The following is a 24708-nucleotide window of genomic DNA, read 5'->3' on the forward strand; positions in this document are numbered from 1 at the left end:
CAAACGCGCAGCCGCATCTCGTCGCGATGCGCCCCACAAGAAGATGACGGAGACAAACCATGAAAAGAAGGCATTTCGCCGCGGCGTGCGGCGCCGGCTTCGCCTGGCCGGCGAGCTTCAGCTTCGCGGCGTCCTACCCAGACAAGGCCATCCGGCTGTACCAAGGCTATGCGCCGGGCGGAAACGCCGACGCGATCGCACGGGCTGTCGGTGTGGAAATGAGCAAGACACTCGGTCAAGCGGTGGTGGTGGAGGCGCAGTCGGGGGCCGGAGGCAATATCGCCGCTTCGACGGTAGCGCGCGCCAAGCCGGACGGCTACACGTTGTTGCTGGCGACCGGAGGGCATGCGGTCGCGGGCGCCTTGTACGAAACACTCGCCTACAGAACAGTGAGCGATTTCGACATGGTCTCAACGATCACTTATTTCCCATTCCTGTTCGCGGTCAACGCCAATTCGAAGTTCCGCACGCTCACCGACCTCATGGCGGCGGCCAAGGCGGCTCCGGGCACGGTGAGCTATGGCACGGCAGGAATCGGGTCGACGCAGCACCTCGCCGGTGAACTGTTCGCGTCGATGTCCATGCGCTCGCTGCTCCATGTTCCATATCGAGGCGATGCCGCGTCGCTCACCGCATTGCTGGGTGGCGATGTCGCGTTCATCGTCGCGCCACCCACCGCGGTCATGTCGAACATCGAGGCTGGCAAGCTGCGCGTACTGGCTGTCTCCGGCCCACAGCGCTGGCCCGGCCTGCCGAATGTTCCCACGGTCGCAGAGCAGGGCGTCCCAGGCTACGACGTACGGTCGTGGGCGGGCTTGATGGCGCCGGCAGGAACGCCCGTTGCCATCGTCGAACAGCTCAATGCAGCGGTGATCAAGGCGCTCGAGGTTCCGAGCGTCCGCAAGCGGCTCGAGGACATGGGCGGAGAAGCACGCTCGAGCACGCCCGCTGAGATGAAGACCATGGTCTCAGACGAACTCGACAAATGGAAGCGCGTCGTCGCAGACGCCAGGATTCCCAAACAATAGGCCCTACACATGTCATTGATACAGATACGCAAGCGCAGCCTCGCGGTCGACACCGTCTATCACGAAGGCGGCCCTGTCGCCGACAAACCGTTGAGACTGGCCGCAGCCAGTGCCGTCATCCGAAACCCCTATGCCGGGCGCTACGAGCCGGAGCTGCGCCCCTTCATGGCGGAACTCAGAGACCTCGGCCGCCTGCTGGCCGAGGAACTGGTGCAGACCCTGGGACGCGATCAAGTCGAGGCCTACAGCAAGGCTGCGATCGTCGGCGTCAGCGGGGAACTCGAGCATGCGGCCGTCTGGCACGAAGCAGGTGGATGGGCCATGCGTGAGGTGCTGGGCCATCCAAAGGCCATGGTCCCCGCTGCCATGGCGGTCGCGCACACCGGTTACAGACTGATGGTGCCACTGCACTACATCCACGCCTCTTACGTGCGCAGCCACTACAACACCTTCGAGGTCGGCACTCAGGACGGACCCCGGCCCGACGAAATCCTGTTCGCGCTGGTCATGGCCGACGGTGGGCGGATCCATGCGCGCCTGGGCGGGCTCGCCAAGGAGGAGGTCTCCGTCAACGATGGGCAGCGCTGAGCTGCGAAGAAAACTGCTGATTGGAATTTCGATGACAGACATGAAAGCCGTTCAATTGCGTCAAACGGGAGGACCGGAAGTCCTGTCGCTGGTCACGCTTGCCAGGCCGCGGCCTGGCAAGGGCGAGGTATGCGTGCGCGCGATGGCCATCGGGGCGGGAGGCCCCGACATCCTGATTCGCAAGGGCACCTACAAGTGGATGCCGCCGCTGCCGGCCATCCCTGGCAATGAGATGGCCGGCGTCGTCGATGCCGTCGGGGAAGGCTGCGCACGGCTCGGCGTGGGGGACCGGGTCTTGGTCAGCGCGCGCGAACTGCCGCAGCGCGGCGGATGCTACGCGGAGTACATCTGCGTCGCCGAAGAGGTCCCGTTCCTGCTGCCGGAGAGCGTCGCATTCGACGATGCCGTGAGCCTGGGCAACTTTCAGCTGGCGTTGGCGCTTCTGGCCAGCAACGGCAACCTGCCTGCCCGATCGATCCTGCTGCCCGGTGCAGCCGGAGGTGTTGCCACCGCGGTGACCCAGGTCGCGAAGTCGCGCGGGCTGAAAGTATTCGGGACCGCATCCAACGCGGAGAAGCGCGAATTCGCACTCGCCCATGGTGTGGACGAAATCCTCGATGGCACGCCGTCGCGACTCCCCGAGGCCGTCATGGCGGCGACCGGTGGGCGGGGCGTGGACCTGGCGTTCGACCATGTCGGCGGCGACCTGTTCATTGCGTGCCTCCGCTCGCTTGCGCCATCGGGCATGGCGGTCTCCTACAACATCCTCGCGGGTATGCCGTCCAGTGACGTCTTCGGCGAACTGCGTGCGTTGCTCTCCAGGAGCCTGGCGGTGCGCACGTTCTCGATCCATGCCATCGACCACGACCGTGCGCATCGGCGCGGCTTGATGGACGACGCCATCCGGCTGATGGCGTCGGGCCAAGTTCGCGCACCGACGGCGATCCGTCTTCCGCTGGCCGAAGCGCGCCACGCGCACGAGCTTCTCGACAGCGGAAGCTCGCTCGGAAAGATCGTCCTCTTTCCAACCGCCCAGGAAGAGAGTCCCCAATGACCTCGAGCTACCTGCCCAACCTGTCGCACTGCGGCATCTTCTGTCGTGACCTCGGTCCGATGAAATCGTTCTATTGCGGCGTGTTCGACCTGATCGAAACCGACCGCGGCCACGGCGTCACCTTCAACTTCGAGATCATCTTCCTGAGCGGACGCGGCGACCAGCATCACCAGTTGGTTCTCGCCGGCGGCCGCGGCGCGGATTCGGCAAGTACCGTGATGCAACTGTCGTTCAAGGTGCACACGATCGGTCACCTGCGCGAGGCGCGGCGCCGCGCGCTGTCGCTGGGTGCCACGAAGATGCGCGGGCTCAACCATGGGAATGCACTCTCCATCTACTGCATGGATCCCGAGGACAACACCGTGGAGGTGTATCTCGACACGCCGTGGTATGTGAGTCAGCCGCACGGGGATCCGCTCGACCTCGACCGGCCCGACGATGAGATATGGGCTGAGACCGAACGCATGGTCTGCGCCGATCCCAGCTTCATGCCGGCGTCGGCATGGTCCGGCCAGTTCGCCCAGCGAAGCGCGGAGCTGAAGAAAGAGCTTTCGTGAAGTCACCTGCCCCCTGCCAGCCATACCAGCCGTACCAGCCGTACCAGCGCAATGCCAGCGAAGTCCGTCAACCTGGAGAATGCCCGACCTGAGAAAGAGCAGATACACCGAGGAGCAGCTCATCGGTTTCAGCAAGCACACCGAGGCCGGCTTGGCGGTCAAGGATCTGTGCCGCAAAGTCGGCTCGTGCTGCGCCCACACATCCTGGCCAGACACAGCCGCGTGGCGCCGTCTGAATCCGCATCCGCAATGCCGCTGGCACGCTTTGCCTATCCGTAAACGCTGAGCGAAGCGAGGATTTGTGTGAAGTAGTCGGTGGCAAGACGCGTTGCCGCCTTGGCGTCGCGCGCCTGGAGCGCATCGACGATTGCAGTCAATTCGCGCAGCGCTTTCTCTCGCACGATGGTGCCGACCGGGCTGTGCAGGCTGGATCGCCCGTCATACTGCACCGCGCGGCGATCCGTGACCACCGCTTCAAATACCTGCATCATGAAGCGATTCCGGGTGGCGCGATAGATCGCTTGGTGCACGCCATAGATGCCTTCCTTGAAATCGATCCATTGGTCGGCGTCGCGCACGGCGGCGAGGTGGCGGCGCATCAGCGCGAAGTCCTCTTCGTCCGCACGCTGCGCTGACAGGGCCATCATGGCAGGCTCGAACAGCAACCTGCCTTCCAGGATTTCCCCGTAGGTCGGCACGTTTTCGTGGTGTGCCGCGACCGGAAGATCGGTCTCGCTGAGCAACTGGAGCAGCGTCTCTGCCAAAAAGGTACCGCTTCCAACCTTACGCACCAACAGGCCCTGCGTACTCATCATCGCCAACGCATGGCGCACCGTTCCACGCGATGTCTGGAACTGCGCCGAAAGGTCGCGCTCGTTGGGAAGCTTGTCGCCGGGCTTGAGCACGCCGTCTCTGATCGACTGAAGAATTGCGCGGTAGACCTTTGAGGCCGTTGCCTTGTCCTGCGCGGCAATGCGGTCCGACAAATCCGCGACGTCGACCGGCGCGGACGAAGGAGAAGTGGACGGGCCGTTCGACGAAGGGCGTGCTGCAGTGGTTTGATATTTCGCCAAAATGGTTGACCAATCGTGAAAGGTAGTCCTAGAATAAATCCAACTCGCGGTGAAACGTCAACAGCGATTCGCAATGAGGAATGCACTTGATTGGTTGACCAATCGCAGTGAATTTGCCGATTTTCCCAGATAACGTGGCTGATGCACCATCCTGGTGGTAAGTGCGGCCCGGCTTCCTGACCCATGGCACTGGATTCCAACATAGCGCCAGCCGTTGTGCTGACGCCTGAGATGCGGCTCGCCGTACTCGGCCTCGCACTCCCACCGGCACCTGCGCCGGTCGCCAACTTCGTTGCATGGCGGCGCGTCGGTCCGTTTCTCTACCTCTCGGGACAGGGCCCGCTGGAAGCCGATGGGCACCTGCATATGGGCCGCGTCGGCGAAGAGGTCGACATCGAGGCTGCCTATGCACATGCGCGGCTGACAGGGCTCAATCTGCTTGCCGTCGCCAAGGATGCGCTCGGGGAACTTGATCGCGTGCGCAGCGTTGTGAAGCTGCTGGCCTTCGTCAACGCGGTGCCCGGCTTCACCCAGCATCCCAAGGTCATCAACGGTTGTTCTGACCTGTTCGTTGCGGTATTCGGCGAAGCGATCGGCCGCGGCGCGCGCTCCGCGATCGGTGCCGGGTCACTGCCTGGTAACCAGACCGTCGAGGTTGAGGCCATCCTGGAAGTGGACTGACGCATGGCATACCAGTTCCAGTTCGAGGCGCTCGTGCCGTACACCGGCCAGTTGGTTGATGGCATGCTGCACACGTTGGCCTATGCGGCGTCGAGCATTGTGCTCGGCATGGCGATCGGCGTGGCAGGCGCCCTTGCGCTGATCTACGGCAACAATGTGTTGCGCGGTGTGACGCGCGCGTATGTGGAGTTCTTTCGCAATACGCCGGCTCTGGTGCAGTTGTTCCTGATCTATTTCGGACTGCCCACCTTGGGGCTGCGCCTCGATGCACCAGTGGCCGGCGTGATCTCGCTGGCGCTCTACTGCGGCGCCTACATGGTCGAGGTGTTTCGTTCCGGCCTGCTGTCCGTGCCACGTGCGCTGTCGGAGGCCGGTGCCGCGCTCGGCCTACGGCCCCGTCAGGTGCTGGTGCACGTGCTCTTTGTGCCGGCCCTGCGCAATGTGTTTCCTTCGCTTGCGAGCCAGATGGTGCTGACGCTGATCGGCACCAGCCTGATCTCGCAGATCGGCGTGGAAGACATTTTCCATGCCGGCAGCTTCATCGACTCGCGCACGTTCCGCAGCTTCGAGGTCTACCTCGTGATCTGCGCGATGTATTTTGTCGCCGTGCAGGCCTTGCGCGTCGTGCTGGGCTTCGTGCAGCGGCGCCTCTTTCCGAAGGAGTCCTGACATGCGCGGCCTCTCCATGGCGGATCTCTGGCTGATCCTCGGCGCCATCCGCTGGACCGTGGCGCTCGCACTCACCGCCCTGGCCGTCGGCAGCGTGATCGCGCTCGGCGTTGCCGTGGCGCGCACCTCTCGCCAGGCGTGGTTGCGCGTGCTGGCGCGCATCTATGTCGAACTGGTCCAGGGCACACCACTGCTCGGCGTGCTGTTCCTGCTGTACTTTGGCGTGCCCATGCTGATGGGCATCGAGATCAACGCCTTTGCCGCGGCGTCCATTGCCTTCTCGCTCTCGGCCGGCGCCTTCCTCGGGGATATCTGGCGCGGCAGCATCGAGTCGGTATCGAAGGGACAGTGGGAGGCCGCCGCCTGCGTCGGGCTGCGGCGCTGGCAGGTCATGCGGCACGTGGTGTGGCCGCAGGCGGCGCGCGTGGCGCTCGGGCCGACCGTGAGCTACCTCGTCCAACTCATCAAGAACACATCGCTTGCCGCACTGGTCGGCTTGGTCGAGCTGACGCGTTCGGGCCAGATCGTTGCCGGTTCGACGCTGGCGCATCTGCCTGTCTTCTGCGGCGTGGCGCTCTGCTACTTCGCCATCTGCTACCCGCTGGCTCGCCTGGCACTCTCACTGGAAGGACGCATGAATGTCGCTCGTGCAAATTGATTCTGTCGAAAAGCACTTCGGCGAGAACCACGTGCTGCGCGGCGTGTCGACCGAGGTCGCAAAGGGCGACATCGTGGCGCTGGTGGGACGCAGCGGCTCCGGCAAGAGCACGTTGCTGCGCTGCGTGAACGGGCTGGAAACCATCGGCGCTGGCCGCATCGTCGTTGATGGCGTCGATGTGCATGCACCGTCGACCGACCTCGCATCGTTGCGCCAGCGCGTAGGCATGGTGTTCCAGAGCTTCAATCTGTTCCCGCACCTGTCCGTGTCGGCCAACGTCACGCTGGCTCCAGTGTTGACGAAGAAGATCACGCGCGATGAGGCGCCTGCACTCGCCAAGCGGATGCTCGAGCGCGTCGGTCTGGGGCAGAAGCTCAACGCCATGCCGTCACAGTTGTCGGGCGGCCAGCAGCAACGCGTGGCCATCGCACGAGCGCTGGCGATGTCGCCGCAATTGATGCTGTTCGACGAGGCAACCTCCGCACTCGACCCGGAACTGGTGGGCGAAGTACTGCGTGTCATGGAAGACCTCGCGCGCGACGGCATGACCATGATGGTCGTCACGCACGAGATGGCCTTTGCGCGCCGCGTCGCCTCCGAGGTGCTCTTCATGAACCAGGGCCGCATCTGGGAGCGCGGAACGCCGGACCGGATGTTCGGTGATCCGCAGACGCCCGAGTTCCAGCAGTTCGTGCAATCCGTTGTTTGAGCGTCCCGGCTCCACCTCTTTTCCTCTGCTCGTCGTCCCTTGTTCCTTCGTGTTCCTTCTCAGGAGTCATTCCATGTTCAAACCCGCATCCCTGATCGCTGCCGCACTGTTGTGCGCGTCCCCGCTGTTCGCGCACGCGGACAAACTCGCTGACATCAAATCAAAAGGTGTGATCCGCATTGCGACCACCATCGACGCGGCGCCCTGGGGCTTTACCGACGCAGCCGGCAAGCCGACTGGCCTCGACGTCGAACTGGCCGAGAACGTGGCAAGGACGATGGGCGTCAAACTCGAACTGCAGCAGGTGACAGGCGCAAATCGCATCCCTTACCTGCTGTCGAACAAGGTCGACGTGGTGATTGCGGCGCTCGGCAGCTCACCGGAGCGCGCTAAGCAGGTGGCGTTCTCAAAGCCTTACGCGGCGGTGTACCTTGGTGTGTACGGCGGTAAAGGCATTCCGAAAGTCGCCAAGGTGGCCGACCTCGCAGGCCAGACCATCGCCGTGCCAAAGGGCTCCACGCCCGATCTGTCGCTGAGCGAAATGGCGCCAGGCGCCAAGCTGATCCGTCTCGAAGACACCGCGTCGACCATCTCGGCCTTCCTTTCGGGGCAGGCGCCGCTGTTCGCCGAGAACAACTTCATTGCCCAGAAGGTCGCCGACGAAAACCCGGCCAAGGGGATCGAGATGAAGTCGCTGATCCGGATCAGCCCGGCCTTCATGGCGGTGCAGCCGGGCGAAACCGCGCTGCTCGCTGAGATGAACAAGATCGTCGAAGCCAAGACGGCCGACGGCAGTCTCGCCGCCTTGCGTCTGAAGTGGTTCAAGGACGAGCAAAAGGAAGTCAAGTGAGGAGCTACCAGTGAGCCAGCGCGGAACGACGGTTTTCACCGACATCGACTGGGCGCGGCCCGGCAAGCAGGTCGGCCATGCGTGGCTGCCGCATTCGGGCCACGACGACGCCTGGGGCGCCGTGGCGCTTCCCCTGGCAGTGGTTGGCAATGGCGAGGGTCCAACAGTCTTCGTGACCGGTGCCATCCACGGCGACGAATACGAAGGCCCGATCGTCATCAACGAGCTGATTCGTTCGCTCGACCCGTCTCGGGTCCGGGGCCGGCTGATCCTCATGCCGGCGGCCAATGCCCCAGCGCTGCGTGCGGCATCCCGGGTGAGCCCGTTGGATGGAAAGAACCTGGCGCGTGTGTTTCCCGGCAACCCGTATGGGACGCCGACCGAGCAGATTGCTGCCTTCATCCACGACGTGATCTTCCCGCTGTGCAACGCCTATATCGACCTGCATGCGGGTGGCAGTTCGTTGTTCATCGAGGAGAGCGCGCAGGTGGTGGTCACGCCGACGCTGGCACCCGAGGTGCGCGAGCGCGCAGAGGACATGGCGCGCTGGTTCGGCGCAAAGTTCACTGTGATCACCGACAACATGGGCGACCCGCGGACGAGTTGCGGCGCTGCGGCGCAACTGGGCCTGGCGGCGATCGCCGCCGAGATGGGTGAGAACGGCAGTGTGTCGCCTCGTGGCGTGAAGCGCACCCGCGAATGTCTGGCGCGCGTACTGGCGCGGCTCGGTATCGTACCGGCCGAGTTGCCGGCTACGCCTCCGCCGAGCCGGCGCGTGCGCATCGTCTCGCACGGCGGTAACCTGCTGTCGCCTGGTGACGGTTACTTCGAGCCATTGCACAGCCTGGGCGACACCGTCGCGGTCGGCGATATCGCTGGTTACCTGCATTCGCTGTCGGAGCCTGCATTGGTCCCTCGCGAGCTTCGCTTCATGGCTGGCGGTACGGTCTATTCGCAACGCACATTCGGCATGACGCGCCAAGGCAACAGCCTTTGCGTACTGGTCGAAGACGAACCGGAGGCCACGGCATGACCGAGAGCGCAACGTCTGTGCCGATCACGCTCGAGGACTACGTGGCCGCTCATGCCCGCGTGAAGCCCTACATTCGGCAAACGCCTCTGGTGCAGGCGCATCCATGGATTCCGGGCGGTGCGACGCATGTTCGTTTCAAGGCCGAATGCCAGCAGGTGACGGGGTCCTTCAAGGCGCGCGGTGCATTCAATCGCGTGCTCAATCTGCCGGAAGAAGTACGCTCTCAAGGGCTCGCGACGGCCTCTGGCGGCAATTTTGGCGCTGCGGTGGCCTACGTGGCGAGGACGCTGGGCCTGCCGGCCAACGTTTACGTCATGAACACCAGCACGTCCATCACGCGTGCGCGCATCGAGAGCCACGGTGCCCGACTGACCGTGCACGGTGACTTCTGGGACCAGAGCTGGGACGCCGCGGGCGCCAACGTCGCCGAGCATGGCGGCGCTCTGCTGCACCCGTATGCCGATCGTGACGTGGTGATCGGTCAGGGCACGACCGCGCTTGAAATCATCGAGGAGTGGCCAGAGGTCGAGACCCTGGTGGTCGCCATCGGTGGTGGTGGGCTACTGGCTGGCATCGCGCAGGCCGCGAAGTTGCTCAAGCCATCGATCCGCGTGATCGGCGTCGAGGCAGCGGGTTGCCCCACACTGTTCACGTGCAGGGCCGAAGGCCGCATCGTCAAGCTTGAGAATGTGAAGACCAAGGTGCCGATCCTCGCAGCGCGTTCGACCGAGCCACTGAATTTCCAGCTTATCGAGCGCCATGTGGACGAGATCGTTCTGGTCGACGAAGCCGTGATCGAAGAGGCGGCACGCGATGCCTGGCGTCACACTGGACTCGCCATCGAACTGGGCGCCGCCACTGCGGTGGCCGCAGTCACGCAACGCTGCTTCGCGCGGCGAGACGACGAAAGAATCGCAGTGGTGCTGTGCGGCAGTGGGAGCGACGGAATGCCCGTTGGCTGACATGCCAGAGATCGTCATCAGGGCCTCACGTAGGGCGCCAACCATGCGCGAACGCATCGGCTGTGACGACTGATCATGTGCACGTGCGTTCACGCAGCGCAACTTTTGCAGGATGGCGGTTTGAATACCCGTACCGGCTGAAACATTTTCGTCGTGTACCTTAAGACTGGAAACGCTTTGCCGATAGAGAATTGATTCGTTCTGTCTTTCGTTTTTTCCTGTCATGTCCGTTCTTCAACGCCACAACGTCACCCGTACCGGCGCCGGGAAAACGCTGCTTTTCGTCCATGGCTACGGCTGTGATCAGAACGTGTGGCACCAAGTCGCGAATGCCTTGGTCGCCGACCACGACATCGTCCTGTATGACTGCGCGGGCTGCGGTGCCGCTGACCCGACGCTGTACGACACCGTGCGCCACGCCACGCTCGATGGCCACGCGGACGACCTGATCGCCATCTGCGAAGCAGCGCAACTCGACCGCCCGGTTCTGGTCGCGCACTCCGTCGGCACGATGATCGGCGTGCTGGCCGCGCGCCGACGACCGGATCTCTTCGACTCACTGGTGCTGATCGCACCGTCGCCGTCGTACCTCAACCACGGTCCCTATGTCGGCGGTTTCGAGCGGGAGGACATCGACAGCCTGCTCGACACCCTGGAATCCAACCATTTCCGCTGGGCCCGCATGATGGCGCCGGTGATCATGGGCAACCCCGACAAGCCCGAGCTCGCCGGCGCGTTGGGCGACAGTTTCTGCCGCATGGAGAGCAGCGTTGCTCGCCATTTTGCGCGGGTGACCTTCCTGGCCGATCATCGCGCGGACCTTGACGGCATGCCCGTGCCGAGCCTGCTCATGCAGTGCAGCGACGATGCACTCGCCGCGCCAGCGGTCGGCGAGTACCTCGCCGCGCGCATGGCCGGCAGCCGCCTGGTGCATCTCGCCGCAACGGGTCACTGTCCCCACATGAGTGCCCCCGCAGAAGTGGTCGACATTCTGACCGACTTCCTGCGACAGCAGTCTTGAGTGCGGGAGCATCGGACGTCGTCCATGACCAAGAGCACCGCAGCCCCCCCTGCCATCGACGATGGCCCCGACACGCCGTGGGGCCTGCTCAGCACAGCCGTCGACGGCACGATCCTCGACGCCAGCCCGCGCTTCGCGTCATGGGCGGGTCGCACCCGCGATTCACTGTGCAGCGGCGTGAAATGGCAGCAGCTCCTGGCGCCAGCGAGCCGCATCCTCTACGAAACGCACTTCGTGCCACGGCTCGAAGCCCAAGGGGCGGTCAGCGAGATCTCGCTAGACCTGACGCGCCAGGACGGCACCCGCTTTCCCATTCTCGCGAGCGCCCTGCGACGCGCCGGCGGCGCCGGTGTCGTGATCGTCTCGATCACTGTCTTCGATGCCACGGAGACGCGCCGGTTCGAGAAAGTCTTGCGCGCGGCCCGGCGCGACGCCGAGGATGCGGCCGAGGCGTTGATACTGTCGCACAAGGCGCTGCGCGCTGAGCACGAACGGCTGCGCGTGCTGTTGCGATCCATCGCCGATGCAGTGATGACGACCGACGACCAGGGGCGGATCACCACATTCAATCCCAGTGCCGAAACAGTCACCGGTCTTTCTGCTGCGCAGGCGTTGGGGGCGCCGGTCGACTCCATCGGCCGGGTGTTCGAGGCCCAGTCGCGGCGACTCATCGACCTGCGCGTGCTCCAGCGTGAGGGGCAGAGCCAGAGCTTCTCCGATTTCCTGCTCGTTCGTGCCGATGGCACGGAGCGCTACATCGAAGGCACTGCGGCGCCCCTACGCGACGAAGCCAACGGCGGGGAAGGCGGCGTCTACGTCTGGCGCGACGTGACTCAAAGGCGCGCCGATGCCGCAGAACGCCAGTTTGAGGCGACCCACGACCCGCTGACGCGACTGCTCAACCGCCGCGAATTCGAACGCCTTATCAACTTCGAGTTGAGCCGCGCCAGTGGCACGCCTGACAAGCCCCACCTGCTGCTCCACATCGGACTGGACCAGTTCAAGATCGTCAACGACACCGCCGGTGCCACGGCTGGCGACGCGTTGCTGCTTGAGATCGCCGACCTGCTGCGTCAGAGCCTGCGCCAAGGTGACATGCTGGCGCGACTCGGTTCGGACGAGTTCGGCGTGCTGTTGCCCCGGTGCCCGGTCGGCGCAGGCACCACCCTGGCAGACAACCTGCGCCAACGCATTGAGGAGTTCCGCTTTTGCCACGGCGAGTCCTCGCACATGCTGACCGCGAGCATCGGCTTGGCGGTGCTTCCGGAGGGCAAAGGGTCGGCGGACGGCGCGCTGGCCAGTGCTGGCATGGCCTGTCAGGCAGCAAAAGAGGCCGGGCGCAACCGCGTGCACACCGTGCATGCCGGAGACGCGGAAATCCAGCGGCGCCGTGAAGAGATGGGCTGGGTCGCAAGAATCCGCGGCGACCTGAACGAAGATCGCTTCGAGCTGTTCTTCCAGTCCATCGTGCGGGTCGACGGCACCTTGGATGGGCCTCCGCACGGGGAGCTGCTGCTGCGCCTGCGCGACGACGAGGGACGGCTCGTGCCTCCTGGGGCATTCATCAGCGCGGCCGAGCGCTATCACCAGATGGGCCACATCGACCGATGGGTGGTGCTCAACGCCTTCAGCTGGTTGGACCGCCATGCGGGGGTGCAGGTCTCGATCAACCTGTCCGGGCAGTCCTTCGGCGACGCCGATTTCCTCACCTACGTCGTTGAACAGATGGCGGGACGTGCGCTCGACCCGGCGCGCGTGTGCTTCGAGATCACCGAGACCGCGGCCATCGCCGACCTGCCGGCCGCCCTGCGCTTCATCGCCTGCCTGCGGCAGCGCGGTTGCCTTTTTTCCCTGGACGATTTCGGCGCGGGCCTGTCGTCCTTTGGCTATCTGCGCTCGCTGCCGGTCGACTTCGTGAAGATCGACGGCAGTTTCGTCAAGACGATGGGGCAGGACCCGGTCAACCGGGAAATTGTGGAGTCGATCCATCGCGTCGCCAAGCTGTGCGGCCTGAAAACGGTGGCTGAATGGGTGGAGGACGCAGCCATCCTGGCGGCGCTGCGTCAGATCGGCGTCGACTATGCCCAGGGCTGGGGGGTCGGCAAGCCGGTGCCGCTTTCGGAGGTCGACGTGCGCCGACCAGCACGGGGCGACGCCGCAGGGCGAGATCTACCGGACTGTCTTGGCAGCCACTCAGGCTGAGTTCGACGCACAGCGAGCTTCGCCGCGCCATTCCCCTCCCGTCGGTAGAGCTCCAAGCGACTCTAAATCGCGGCGCTGCGGTTCGCCGGGGGAGCGCAAGTCCGAGGTGCACGATTCGCAGCCGTGTCATGCGACCAGCTAAGAATTGGAGCTCATAACCACACCCCCTTAGATCATGAAATACGCCCCGCGTTCGCCTGCCTCCAGCTTTTGCTTTCGGAATTTAGCTATTGCCGCAGGGGTCTCTGTCTTGTTATCAGCATGTGGAGGAGGTGAAAACGCACTGCCTAATGATGCCAACACTACCTCAAGTCAACCGATTGCACCCATTTCCACGCCGACTGGCTCGCCTGCCGCGCAGCCTTCGCAAACCATTGACATATCCGTCGTGGGATGGCCCGGACTCAGCGCATTGACATTGAAAGTGGACGGCGTTGTCTCTGCCCTTGACTCTTCAGGAAAGCTTTCCGTCAAAGCCAGCAGCGAGTTGACGTTCGAGGTGGCAGGAGTTGAATTGGCGAAAATTCGACCGAAGAAGAAGATTTCTATTTTTGATCTTCTCCCTGCGCATGATTGCACCAGCTCTGCCGAGCTTGGAAAGTTAACCAGTCTCCTGTTGTCGCTTGACGCAGACCAGGATCCGTCGAACGGCGTTCAGATTCCGGATGCCATATCGCAGGCTGCGTCTGGAACAAAGCTATCCATGCTTGGGGAAGATGATCTCGTCGCCTTGGAGAAACGCCTCGTCAATCGGAGCATGCCGATCAATGTGAGCTTGCGGGCTGCGAGCAAGTTGCTGGATCAGGAGACTTGGACAGAAGATGTGGCTCGGCGAACGCTGTTTAATAACGACATGTCGGTACTTCAGAGTTATCTCGATCGTGTCTTATCGGTTTTGACGAGCACGCCGGGCAACTTGGCCGGATTCGCCTACATCAGCAACGACGAAGCGGCAAAGATACCGGCAACCTTGAAAGGTCAGGGTTTGGCCTTCGACGAGGAAACTGCCGTTTTTTCCTGGCGCTACGGGTTGCAACGCACAAACACCGACTACAACGCCACGCTGACGCAAGCATTGGCGCTACCAACCGAGATCCAGGCTGAGTATGCGGCGAACGCCAGTGGCGTTCATATGGGGCACATCGGAGATATCGACATCCTCAAAGGCAAGCTTTATGCGCCGATAGAAGATGAAGATGACTCTTCCCAGCAATCTTATGTTGCCGTCTACGACGCGAAGACCCTGATTTACACAGGAATCAAATATGCTTTGCCGCGTGCCGAGCATGCGGATGGTGTTCCATGGATCGCAGTTGATGGCCCTCGTGGATTGGCTTACACAGTGACTTGGAGCACCTCAGCGGCGAGCAAGCTCAACGTATTTGATCTTGCGAATTTCAAACTGCTTCGGTCAGTCCCATTGGAGGTTTCCTTTGATGGAAAACGCGTTCAAGGTGCAAAGGTATTTAATGGAATGCTGTATGCCTCAGCAGATACGAAGGACTCGGTATCGGGGAGTACATTGAAGCGAAAACGAATCTACAAAGTCGACCCCAGAAGCGGCGCGGTAATGGAACTTCTTCACTATGATGAGCCGAACCGAACCGAAGGAGAGGGCCTCGCATTCAGTCCCGACGGCCGACTGCATTTGGCGGTTCTTGCGCCTTATACGACGCCGCTTTACGCCCAGTCCACGACCAATTCAAAGCCTTTCGATGACACCTACAGCATCGACGGCGACGACTGGAATCCTTCAGGTAGCCTGCGACATTTCAGCCGAACCTCGATTCCTCTGCGTGAGCAGCTTTGCTCGTTGTAAGAGGGGTTAACGGGGTTAGCGGGGCACGCTGAGTATCAGCGCCGTCCAGCACATCGGCGCGCATAGCCAAGCGTGGCGAGCGCCGCGATATGCCATCCTCACACCCGCGCACCAGCCAGTCATGCAAAACACCGCAAACCCGATGAACGACCGTACCGCCCCGCTCGACCAGACCGTTGACTCCGCCGAGCCATCCAGCATTCGCCGACGAGTGCTCGCGACGCTGGCCCTGTTGCCATTGACGGGCGTCGCAGCAGCCGTCGACCGACCGGCTACTGCGTCCGCCGCGGCCTTGCACGCCGCGGTCGATGGGCCGCAACGCAGCGCGGCCAACCGCGCACGCGACGGTGCACGCCATCCCTTCGAGACGCTGGAGTTCTTCGGCCTGCGCCCCGACTGGCAGGTGATCGAGATCGCGCCCGGCGGCGGCTGGTACACCGAGATCCTCGCGCCCTTCCTGAATCCGCACGGCCGGCTGTATGCAGCGCACTATCCCGCCGACGGTACGAGCGATCAGCGCCGCGCCCGCGCCGCATTCCGCGCCAAACTCGCGGCCGACCCGGTGACCTACAGCCGCGTGGTGCTCGGCACGTTGCCGGTCACGCGCTTCACGGACGTCCATCCACCGGGTGGTGCCGATGCCGTGCTCACCTTCCGCAACATCCACAACTGGATCGCAGACGGGCACTTCGACGAGACGCTGCGCGCCTTCTTCGACGTGCTCAAGCCCGGGGGCGTGCTGGGCGTGGAGGAGCACCGCGCGCCGCCCGGCACCTCGCTGGCACGCGTGATCGACAGCGGCTACGTTCCGCAGGACTTCGTCGTCGAACGCGCCCGCGCCGCCGGCTTCGTGTTCCAGGCCGCCAGCGAGGTCAATGCCAACCCGCGCGACACGCACGACCATGCGCAAGGCGTGTGGGCGCTGCCGCCCACGCTGCGAGGTGGCGAGGTCGACCGCGCGAAGTACGTGGCGATCGGCGAGTCGGACCGCATGACACTGCGCTTCGTGAAGCCCCTGTCGGCCGCTGCACCATCGCGCGCCACGCGTTGAACCGGAAGAGCTCATGCGTCTATCGACATTCCTTCAAACCGCTTTCGTGCTGATCTGCAGCACCGCGCACATCGCGTCGGTGCAGGCGCAGACCGCGGTCCCCAACTGGCCGACCCACCCCGTCCACATCACAGTGGCCAACACGCCCGGCAGCGCGCCCGATGTCTTGGCCCGTTATCTCGGGCCGCGCCTGTCCGATGTATGGCAACAGCCCGTCGTGATCGACAACCGTGCGGGGGCGGGCGGCATCGTCGCGGCGGAGGCGCTCGCGAAAGCGCCCGCGGACGGCTACAGCATGCTGGTGGGCGCCGATGGCCCGATCACGATCCTGCCCCAGCTGCTGCCTGGCCTGCCCTACGACGCGCGTGCCGACCTGGTGCCGGTCGTGTCGCTCGGAAAGATCGATTTCGTCCTGGTGGCCAACCCACGAACCGGATTCAAGACGCTGCGCGACTTCATCAACGCCGCGAAGCTCAAGCCGGGCCAATACAACTACGCATCGGCCGGCAACGGCAGCCCGCAGCAGTTCGGCATGGAGTTGCTCAAGCAGCGAGCCGGGATCCATGTCACCCACATCCCGTACCGCGGCGGCCCGCTGGGCATGCAGGACGTGATTGCCGGCCAGGTCGACGTGATGTTCATCGCCATCGGGCCCGCGCTGCCGCACATCCGCAGCGGCCGATTGGTCGCGCTGGCCGTCGGCGGTGAGGCGCGGCATCCGCTCCTGCCCGACGTACCCACCGTGGCCAACAGCTACGCGGGCTTCAAATCCGGCACCTGGTTCGGCCTCTTCGCGCCGGCGCGGACGCCACAGGCGGTCGTCGACGCGATCGGCGCGGCGGTGACGCCGATCGTGCGCAGCCCGGCGGTGCGCGCCGATCTCGCCGCGCAGGGCATCGAGAGCACGGGCGACACGCAGCGCGCCTTTTCTCTCCAGGTGGCAGCGGAGTACGAACGCTACGCGCAGCTCGTCAAGGTGAGCGGCATCAAGGCGGATTAGGTCAGACGAAGTGACAGGCGACCCATTGCGAGGCGACCGGCCGCAGCGCGGGCGCCTCCTGCCGGCACCGCTCTGCTGCCTGCGGGCAGCGTGGATGAAAGCGGCAGCCCACGGGCGGCTGCAGCGGATCGGGCAGGTCGCCCGCGAGCACCGTGCGAGCGCGATGCACCGTGCCCGGCTGCGTGCGCGGAATCGCGGACATGAGGGCGCGGGTGTAGGGATGCAGCGGCGCGCGCCACACCGCATCACGCGGTCCCTGCTCGACCACCAGGCCGGCGTACATCACGGCGATGCGGTCGGACATGTGCCGCACCACCGACAGGTCGTGCGAGATGAAGAGATAGGACACGCCGAACTCCTCGCGCAGCCCGAGCAGCAGGTTCAGCACCTGCGCGCGCACCGACACGTCGAGCGCAGACACGGCCTCATCGCAGACAATCAGCTCAGGACGCAGCATGAGCGCGCGCGCGATGCCGATGCGCTGTCGCTGCCCGCCTGAGAACTCGTGCGGGTAGCGCGTGGCCATCTCGGGCCGCAGGCCGACACGCGCCAGCGCCCAGGCCACGTGCTCGCGCCGTTCGGCCGCGGTGCCGCGCTGCTGCACCACCAACGGCTCCTCCAGCGCACGGCCGACATTGACGCGCGGATTGAGCGAGGCATAGGGGTCCTGGAACACCATCTGCAAGCGGCTGCGCACCGACTGCAAGGCCTTGCCTTCGCGCTTCGTCACGTCCTCACCGTCGAAGTCGATCCGACCCGCGGTCAGCGGCGTCAGGCGCAGCGCGACGCGTGCCACGGTCGATTTGCCGCAGCCGCTCTCGCCGACCAGGCCGAGCGTTTCGCCGCGCCCGACCTCGAGATCGACGCTGTCAAGCGCATGCACCATGCCGGCCTGGGTCGGGTAGTGCTTGACGGCCTTCTTGAGGCTCAACAGTGGAACACTCATGCGACCTCCCGCAGCAGTTCGCGCGGTTCGGCCGACGCGGCGGCATCCGACAGCGGCAAGAAGCATGCGACACGGTGCGCACCGCTGCCCACCGGAGCGAGCGCAGGCCGCATGCCGAGGCAGGTGGCGCGCGCCTGCGGGCAACGCGGCGCGAAGGCGCAGCCGGGCGGCATGTCGAGCAGCGAAGGCACAGTGCCCGCGATCTCGGGCAACCGACTGCCCGGCACCAGCTCGCCCAGCGCCATCGACGCGAGCAGGCCGGCCGTGTACGGATGGGCCGGCGCGTCGAACAACTGCGCCACAGTGCCCTGCTCCACCACCCGCCCGGCGTACATGACCGCGGCGCGGTCGGCCACTTCGGCCACCACGCCCAGGTCGTGCGTGATCAGCAGCAGGCCCATGCCGCGCTCGGCCTGCAGCTCCTGCAGCAGCTCGAGGATCTGGGCCTGCGTCGTGACGTCCAGCGCGGTGGTCGGCTCGTCGGCGATCAACAGGTCAGGTTCGCAGGCCAGCGCGATCGCGATGACCACGCGCTGCCGCATGCCGCCCGAGAGCTGATGCGGGAAGTCGTCCGCGCGGCGCCGCGCCATCGGGATGCCGACGCGGTCGAGCAGGTGCACCGCCTGGTTCCAGGCCGCGGCCCGGTCCACCGGGCGGTGCAGGCGGATCGCCTCGGCGATCTGGCTGCCGATGCTCAGCACCGGGTTGAGCGCCGACAGCGGTTCCTGGAAGATCATCGAGATGCGGTTGCCGCGCAGCGCGCGGATGCCGGCCTCGGGCAGCGTGACGAGGTCGGTGCCGTCGAAGACGATGCGACCGCCGGCGATGCGACCTTGCGTGCGCGGAATCAGCCGCAGGATCGAATACGCGGTGACGGACTTGCCGCTGCCGCTTTCACCGACCAGCGCGACCGTCTCGCCGCGGTCGACGCTCAGCGAGACGCCGTCCACCGCCTTCACCACGCCGGCGCGGGTGTCGAACCAGGTCTGGAGTTCATGGATTTCGAGCAGGGCCATGCGCCTACCTCCGCCGCAGATGCGGGTTCATGGCGTCGTTCAGGCCCTCGCCCAGCAGGTTGAAGGCCAGCACCGTGATGACGATCGCAAGACCGGGCAGGCCGCAGATGTACCAAGCGTCGGTGACCTGTTCGCGGCCGCTGCCGATGATGGTGCCCCAGCTCATCACGTTGGGGTCGCCCAGGCCGAGGAAGGCCAGCGCCGCTTCGGTCTGGATCGCATGCGCCACGGCCAGCGTCGACACCACGACCACCGGCGGCAACGCGTTCGGCAATATCTGCGTGAGGATCAGCCGCGCATGGCTCATGCCCGCCGTGCGCCCGGCCAGCACGAATTCGCGCTCGCGCAGCTGCAGGAACTGCGAGCGCACGAGCCGCGCGGTGGGCGGCCACGACACGATGCCGATGGCGAACACCACGGTCGCCACCGACGGCTTGAAGAGTGCCACCAGCACGACGGCCAGCACGAAGCTCGGCACGGTCTGGAACACCTCGATCACGCGCAGCAGCACCGCGTCGACCTGGCCCCGGTAGTAGCCTGCCAGCGCACCGATGGTGATGCCGACGAAGGCCGAAATGAAGGTGCTGACCAGGCCGATCAGCAGCGAAACGCCGGCGCCCGACACCAGGCCGGTCGCGAGGTCGCGGCCCATGAAGTCGGTGCCCAGCGGATGGGCGGCGTCTTGGCCGGGCCACAGCATCGGTGAACCGGCCATGTCCCACGGGTCGCCGGGAAAGAACCAGCGGCCCAGCGTCGCCGCCGCGACCACGAGCAGCATCAGCACCAGGCCCACCAGTGCCGGGCGGTTGCGTGCGACCTCGCGCGCGAAGCCCGCCGCACGCGCGAGGCGGCCGCCGTCGTAGCGGACGGGCGTCACGGCACCGTTCGTGCCGTTCACCAGGACCGGCTTCATGCGTGCGCTCCCGACGATGCGAGCTGCACGCGCGGGTCGAGCCAGGCGTAGAGCACGTCAACGAGGATGTTGATGAGCGTGACCAGGATCGAGCTCAGCAGCAGGATGCCCAGCAGCAGGTTGAAGTCGCGCGCCAGGATCGCCTCGAAGGCCAGGCGGCCGAGTCCGGGCCAGCTGAAGACCGACTCGACCAGCACCGCGCCGCTCAGCAGCGAGGCGATCTGGAAGCCCAGCATGGTCACCAGCGGCAGCAAGGCGTTGCGCAGCGTGTGCACGAGCGTGATGCGCGTCTCGCCGGCGCCCTTGGCGCGGGCGGTGCGGATGAAGTCGGCGCCGTACAGCTCCAGCATCGAGGTGCGCACCAGCTTGGCGTAGACCGCCAGGTAGAAGGTCGCGAGAGTGGTCGCCGGCAGCACCGCATGGCGTGCGACGTCGACCACCCAGGCGAAGCCGGTGTGGTTCGCGCTAATGTCCACCATGCCGCCCGAGGGCAGCCAGCCCAGCCGGGCCGAGAACAGCACGATCGCCATCAGCCCGAGCCAGAAGGTCGGCATCGCGTACGCGGCCAGCACGAACAGCGAGCTGAGGTTGTCGACCCAGGTGTGCACCTTCAGCGCCGACAGCACGCCCAGCGCCACGCCGAGCACCAGCGCGATGGCGATGGCCGCGACCATCAGCAGCAGCGTGGCCGGCAACCGGTCGATCACCAGGTCGAACACCGGCATGTTCTGGCGGAACGAGAAGCCGAGGTCGAGCGTCACGATGTTCCAGAGGTAGTGGCCGAGCTGCAGGTACAGCGGCTGATCGAGCCCAAAGCTCGCGCGCAGCTGCGCCATGTACTCCGGCGTGGCGGCACCGGCCTCGCCGGCCATCACGTCGACCACGTCGCCGGGCGCAACCTGCAGGATGAGGAAGTTGAGCAGCGCGATGCCGAACACCACCGGCAGCACCTGCAGCAGCCGCTTTTTCAGGAAGCCCCACAGCGGGGACGCGAGGCGGACGCTCATTTCTTGGCGTCGAGCCAGGCGTCGCCGTACGACGCGAAGAGGCCGTCGCCCTGCAGCACCTGCTTGTGCAGGCGCGCGGTCGACACCGTGACCCAGGTCTGCTCCACCAGGTCGAGCACCGGCAAGTCTTCCTGCACGATCTGCTGCCATTCCTTGATGAGCGCCTTGCGCTTGGCCACGTCGGCTTCGCCGCCGGCCGCCTCCATGATGCGGTCGAGTGCGGGATTCGAGTAGCCCGAGCCGTTGGTCCACGGCGACCCCTTGACGATATTCTTCGTCCAGAACAGCCGCTGCACGCCGAGCGTCGGATCGGGCAGACGGTGCAGGCTGGAGATCATCAGGTCGTAGTCCTGGTCGCTGAAGATGCGGCGCAGGTAGGTGGCGGTGTCCCCACCGCGCAGCTCCACGTCGACGCCCACGCGCGCCAGCGACTGCTTGATGAATTCGGCCGGCCGGGTGGCGGTGACGCCACCGCCGGCGTCGAAGTCCAGCGTGATCTTCAGTCGCTTGCCATCCTTGCCCGGCTTCAGTCCCGCCTCGTCCAACAGCGCCGCCGCCTTCTTCAGGTCGTAGGGGTACTGGCGGGTTTCCGGCGAGTAGTAGTTGACGACCGACGACGGCACCGGGCCGGTCGCCGCCTTGCCGTAGCCGAGGAACACCACCTTGAGCAGCGCGTTGCGATCGATCGCATGCGCAAAGGCCTGTCGAACGCGCTTGTCCGACAGCGCCGGCCGGCGCACGTTGAACTGGGTGAGGAAGATGGTCGCGAGGTAGCGGCCGTCGTCCAGGTTGATCGTGTACTTCGACTTGTCGCTGAACTTGTTCAGGTTCGACAGCGGGATGCTGGAACCGAGTGCGACGTCGAGCTCCCCGGCCTCCAGCGCCACGGTGCGCGCCGCGGCATCGGGGATGAATTTGAACACCACGCCGTCGAGGTAGGGCTGCTGCTCGCCGCCGGGGCCGCGGCCCCAGTAGTTCGGGTTGCGCTCCAGCCGCACATGGCTGCCCTTCACCCATTCCTTGAAGACGAAGGGGCCGGTGCCGATCGGCGCGTTGTTCGCCGGGTTCTTCAGCACGTCGGTGCCCTCGTAGAGGTGCTTCGGCAGGATCTGCGCACCGTAGGTGTTGATGTAGTTGAGCAAGTAAGGCGCGGGCGACGACAGGCGCACGATCACCGTGTGCGGGTCGGGCGTGTCGACCGCCGTCACGTTGGTGAACGCGGCGCGGCCGAAGGGATGCAGTGGCTTCCAGACCTCCAGCAGCGTGTACTTCACGTCGGCCGCGGAGAAGTCCTTGCCGTCGTGCCACTTCACGCCCTTGCGCAGGTGGAATGTCACGGTCAGCCCGTCGGGCGCGACCTCCCACGAGGTCGCAAGTTCGGGCACCGGCTGCAGCTTCAGGTCGTAGCTCACCAGCCCTTCGAGCACCTTGCTCGACACCTGGCCGATGTTCATCGTGGTGATGAAGGCCGAGGTCAGCAGCGTCGGCTCGGGCGAGACCGCGACGTTCAGGATGCCGCCGCGCACCGGCTTCGTGCCGGTCGTCTGTGCGAAGGCCGAGAGGGCAAACAGGCTGTCGGCCGTGGCGATGGCGCCGAGCGTGGCCGCGGAATGGATGAAGTGTCGTCGGTTCGAATGCATGAAGAGATCGGTCGCAGCAGGAAAGGTCGATGAAGGAATGGGAGGGAAGTCGGGCGCTGTCAATCGGCCGAGACGAGATAGGCATCGGCCAGCGAGGCGTAGAGCCCGTCGCCCTGTGCCCGCACCTTGCGGTAGCGGCTGCTCGAGACGGTGGTCCAGTCGAGTTCGATCAGGTCGAGGATCGGCACCTCTTCCTGCACGATGGCCTGCCATTCGTCGACGAGGCTGCGGCGCTTGGCCGGGTCCGGCTCGACGGCGGCCGCTTCCATCACCCGGTCGAGTTCGGGGTTGACATAGCCGGCGCCGTTGCTCCACGGCACGCCCTTGGCGATGTTCTTGCTCCAGTACCAGCGCTGCACGCCCAGGCTCGGGTCCGGCAGGTTGTGCAGGCTGGTGAGGAACAGGTCGTAGTCGGCATCGCCGAACACCCGGCGTATGTAGACGCCGGCGTCGGACGCGCGCAGTTCGAGCTCGACGCCCACGCGGCCGTAGTACTGCTTCATGAACTCGGCGGTCCGCGTGGCTTCGAGCGAGCCGCTGCCGTAGTCGAGCGTCAGCTTCAGCCGCTTGCCGTCGCCCTTGCGCGGAAAGCCGGCGGCCTCGAGCAGCGCTTCGGCCTGCTTCGGGTCATGCCTGTACTGGCGACCCTTGGCACTGTGGAAGGCCGGCACCGTCGACGGGATCGAACTGGTCGCCACCTTGCCGTAGCCGCCGAAGACCACGCGCAGCAGGGCGTCACGGTCCAGCGCATACATGAGCGCCTGCCGCACCCGCTTGTCGGCCAGCGCGGGTCGGCGCACATTGACCGTGACCAGCTGGATCGAGGCGAGGTAGCTGCCATCGGTCGTGTTGATGTTGAACTTCTTCTTGTCCGAGAACTGCTTGAGGTTCGACACCGGAATGTTCGAGGCCAGCGCCACCTGCACCTCGCCGCTGGCCAGCGCGACCGAGCGCGCAGCGGCGTCAGGGATGAACTTGAACACCACGCCGTCGAGGTACGGCAGCCCCGGGCGCCAATAGTCCGCATTGCGCTCCAGCGCAATGTGGCTGCCGCGGACCCACTCCTTGAAGCGGAACGGGCCGGTACCGATCGGCGCCGTGTTGGCCGGGTTCTTGAGCAGGTCGGTGTTTTCGTAGAGGTGCTTGGGAATGACCTGCGCACCATAGACGTTCAGGAAGCTCAACAGGTACGGCGTCGGGCGCGACAGCCGGAGGATGGCGGTGTGCGGATCGGGCGTGTCGACCGCCTGCACCGACGCGTAGGCCAGGCGCCCGCCCGGGTGGATCTTCTGCCACACATTGAGCAGCGAGAAGGCCACGTCGGCCGAGGTGAAGTCGTGCCCGTCGTGCCACTTCACGCCGCGGCGCAGCCGCAACGTAAGCGACAGGCCGTCCGGCGCGAACGCCCAGGACTCGGCCAGCTCGGGTTGCGGCTGCAGCTTGTCGTCGAACCACACGAGCCCCTCGCTGATCTTGCCCGCGATCATCGTGACCTGCATGGTCGTGAGAAAGGCGGCCGTGATGATCTGCGGCTCCGGCGCCAGCGAGACCACCAGCGTGCCGCCGCGTTGCGGTGTGTTGGACCGCTGCTGGGCGTGGGCCGTGCCGAGCATCGGCAGGGTGGCAGCGGCAACGCCGCCCTGCAGAAGCAGACGCCGATTCAATGAGGACACCATGGCGCTCGAAATCTCCGTGGACATGCTGAGCCCACCGGGACAGCGATCGAATGAAACCGCCAAAGATTAGAGGCAGAGGTCGCCATGCCCAAGCCAGAAAAACGAGGATCGTTATGCGTGCGCCATGGGAAAGCGAAAGCCGCATAAGCAAGCGCACGGACCGTCTTTGGCCGTTCACCTTTTATTAGATTGCGCTCGCTGCCGGCTCATCCGCAAGCGTTCGACCAATACCTACTTGACCTACTCAGCGGCGCGACGCTGAGCGGACCCTGGCAGCGGTACGGCGCAGGTCGGGGAGACCTCCGCCTAGGTATCTCGCTGTGTCTTCAGCCGGCAGGGTGTCCTTAGCGCGACCACTTTCGCTTAAGAAATCTCTTGATAAGAACCAACTGGCCAAAGCAACTAGGGAAAACACCCGAATACGCATTCACGAGTCAAATCATGGATGGCAATCATTCTCATATTTCATTTAGATCCATGTGATTTGACAATTCAGACACATGCAGGCGGCGTATCACATGCATGCTCGCCCGGTATCGAATCGAATGCCATGGA

23 protein-coding genes are annotated in these 24708 nt (G+C 65.0%); 16 read left to right on the plus strand and 7 right to left on the minus strand.

The features are described from left to right. Positions 1-59 precede the first annotated feature (59 nt). From J2W36_RS07875 to J2W36_RS07890, 4 genes are read left to right on the plus strand one after another with little or no spacing between them, the layout of a single operon-like run. Positions 60-1028, plus strand: coding sequence for a tripartite tricarboxylate transporter substrate binding protein (locus J2W36_RS07875; RefSeq protein WP_307689147.1), 969 nt, complete (start codon positions 60-62; stop codon positions 1026-1028). 9 nt (positions 1029-1037) lie between these two features. Next, entirely contained in the window at positions 1038-1616 is a 579-nt protein-coding gene (locus J2W36_RS07880; RefSeq protein WP_307689148.1) for an amino acid synthesis family protein, read from the plus strand. Positions 1617-1656: 40 nt separating this feature from the next. Then, entirely contained in the window at positions 1657-2670 is a 1014-nt protein-coding gene (locus J2W36_RS07885) for a zinc-dependent alcohol dehydrogenase family protein (protein ID WP_370869280.1), read from the plus strand. After that, positions 2667-3227, plus strand: coding sequence for a VOC family protein (locus tag J2W36_RS07890; protein ID WP_307689149.1), 561 nt, complete (start codon positions 2667-2669; stop codon positions 3225-3227). Before J2W36_RS07885 ends, J2W36_RS07890 begins: the two co-directional genes overlap by 4 nt. A gap of 269 nt (positions 3228-3496) precedes the next feature. Here the strand turns inward: J2W36_RS07890 and J2W36_RS07895 are convergent, their stop codons facing one another. Continuing rightward, positions 3497-4300 (minus strand): FadR/GntR family transcriptional regulator, encoded by an 804-nt coding sequence (locus tag J2W36_RS07895; RefSeq protein WP_307689150.1) that lies wholly within the window; start codon positions 4298-4300, stop codon positions 3497-3499. 183 nt (positions 4301-4483) lie between these two features. On the opposite strand from J2W36_RS07895, the gene J2W36_RS07900 reads away from it, so the two are divergent. The 12 genes from J2W36_RS07900 to J2W36_RS07955 all read left to right on the plus strand — a co-directional run bounded on the left by J2W36_RS07900 (position 4484) and on the right by J2W36_RS07955 (position 16955). After that, a complete protein-coding gene (locus J2W36_RS07900) occupies positions 4484-4981 on the plus strand; it encodes a RidA family protein (RefSeq protein ID WP_307689151.1) in 498 nt (165 codons plus the stop codon). A gap of 3 nt (positions 4982-4984) precedes the next feature. Continuing rightward, on the plus strand, positions 4985-5650 hold the full coding sequence (locus tag J2W36_RS07905) for an amino acid ABC transporter permease (protein WP_307689152.1): 666 nt from the start codon (positions 4985-4987) through the stop codon (positions 5648-5650). A gap of 1 nt (position 5651) precedes the next feature. Next, positions 5652-6308 carry an amino acid ABC transporter permease gene (locus tag J2W36_RS07910; protein ID WP_307689153.1) on the plus strand — a complete coding sequence of 219 codons (657 nt, stop codon included), beginning with the start codon at positions 5652-5654 and terminating at the stop codon, positions 6306-6308. Further along, complete coding sequence (locus J2W36_RS07915) at positions 6289-7017, plus strand: amino acid ABC transporter ATP-binding protein (protein ID WP_307689154.1); 729 nt, start codon at positions 6289-6291, stop codon at positions 7015-7017. Before J2W36_RS07910 ends, J2W36_RS07915 begins: the two co-directional genes overlap by 20 nt. After that, positions 6968-7867: a transporter substrate-binding domain-containing protein gene (locus J2W36_RS07920; protein WP_307689155.1), complete on the plus strand. Its 900-nt coding sequence runs from the start codon at positions 6968-6970 to the stop codon at positions 7865-7867. The genes J2W36_RS07915 and J2W36_RS07920 overlap by 50 nt, the downstream gene beginning before the upstream one ends. A gap of 10 nt (positions 7868-7877) precedes the next feature. After that, positions 7878-8900: a M14 family metallopeptidase gene (locus tag J2W36_RS07925; protein WP_307689156.1), complete on the plus strand. Its 1023-nt coding sequence runs from the start codon at positions 7878-7880 to the stop codon at positions 8898-8900. After that, the gene (locus tag J2W36_RS07930) at positions 8897-9862 is read left to right on the plus strand and encodes a threonine ammonia-lyase (protein WP_307689157.1); all 966 of its coding nucleotides are present in this window, start codon (positions 8897-8899) and stop codon (positions 9860-9862) included. Before J2W36_RS07925 ends, J2W36_RS07930 begins: the two co-directional genes overlap by 4 nt. Positions 9863-10085: 223 nt before the next feature. After that, a complete protein-coding gene (locus J2W36_RS07935) occupies positions 10086-10883 on the plus strand; it encodes an alpha/beta fold hydrolase (protein ID WP_307689158.1) in 798 nt (265 codons plus the stop codon). A 24-nt stretch (positions 10884-10907) separates the two neighbouring features. Next, positions 10908-13085, plus strand: a complete 2178-nt coding sequence (locus J2W36_RS07940) for an EAL domain-containing protein (RefSeq protein ID WP_307689159.1) — start codon at positions 10908-10910, stop codon at positions 13083-13085. A gap of 175 nt (positions 13086-13260) precedes the next feature. Next, a complete protein-coding gene (locus J2W36_RS07945; protein ID WP_307689160.1) occupies positions 13261-14904 on the plus strand; it encodes a hypothetical protein in 1644 nt (547 codons plus the stop codon). Between the two features lie 142 nt (positions 14905-15046). Beyond that, the gene (locus J2W36_RS07950; RefSeq protein ID WP_307689161.1) at positions 15047-15955 is read left to right on the plus strand and encodes a class I SAM-dependent methyltransferase; all 909 of its coding nucleotides are present in this window, start codon (positions 15047-15049) and stop codon (positions 15953-15955) included. A gap of 13 nt (positions 15956-15968) precedes the next feature. Next, positions 15969-16955 carry a Bug family tripartite tricarboxylate transporter substrate binding protein gene (locus J2W36_RS07955; RefSeq protein ID WP_307689162.1) on the plus strand — a complete coding sequence of 329 codons (987 nt, stop codon included), beginning with the start codon at positions 15969-15971 and terminating at the stop codon, positions 16953-16955. Between the two features lies 1 nt (position 16956). Here J2W36_RS07955 and J2W36_RS07960 read toward each other — a convergent pair whose 3' ends face one another. Genes J2W36_RS07960 through J2W36_RS07985 form a run of 6 tightly spaced genes read right to left on the minus strand, consistent with a single transcriptional unit; the run spans position 16957 to position 24177 of the window. Then, a complete protein-coding gene (locus tag J2W36_RS07960) occupies positions 16957-17901 on the minus strand; it encodes an ABC transporter ATP-binding protein (protein WP_307689163.1) in 945 nt (314 codons plus the stop codon). Continuing rightward, positions 17898-18917, minus strand: coding sequence for an ABC transporter ATP-binding protein (locus J2W36_RS07965; RefSeq protein WP_307689164.1), 1020 nt, complete (start codon positions 18915-18917; stop codon positions 17898-17900). The genes J2W36_RS07960 and J2W36_RS07965 overlap by 4 nt, the downstream gene beginning before the upstream one ends. Positions 18918-18921: 4 nt before the next feature. Beyond that, the gene (locus J2W36_RS07970; protein WP_307689165.1) at positions 18922-19830 is read right to left on the minus strand and encodes an ABC transporter permease; all 909 of its coding nucleotides are present in this window, start codon (positions 19828-19830) and stop codon (positions 18922-18924) included. After that, the gene (locus J2W36_RS07975; protein ID WP_307689166.1) at positions 19827-20837 is read right to left on the minus strand and encodes an ABC transporter permease; all 1011 of its coding nucleotides are present in this window, start codon (positions 20835-20837) and stop codon (positions 19827-19829) included. The genes J2W36_RS07970 and J2W36_RS07975 overlap by 4 nt, the downstream gene beginning before the upstream one ends. Next, positions 20834-22477 (minus strand): ABC transporter substrate-binding protein, encoded by a 1644-nt coding sequence (locus tag J2W36_RS07980; RefSeq protein WP_307689167.1) that lies wholly within the window; start codon positions 22475-22477, stop codon positions 20834-20836. The genes J2W36_RS07975 and J2W36_RS07980 overlap by 4 nt, the downstream gene beginning before the upstream one ends. 59 nt (positions 22478-22536) lie before the next feature. Continuing rightward, positions 22537-24177, minus strand: a complete 1641-nt coding sequence (locus tag J2W36_RS07985) for an ABC transporter substrate-binding protein (RefSeq protein WP_307689168.1) — start codon at positions 24175-24177, stop codon at positions 22537-22539. Positions 24178-24708: the final 531 nt, after the last annotated feature.

The organism is Variovorax ginsengisoli (genome assembly GCF_030811835.1).
GTDB classification, from domain to species: Bacteria; Pseudomonadota; Gammaproteobacteria; order Burkholderiales; family Burkholderiaceae_C; genus Variovorax; species Variovorax ginsengisoli_C.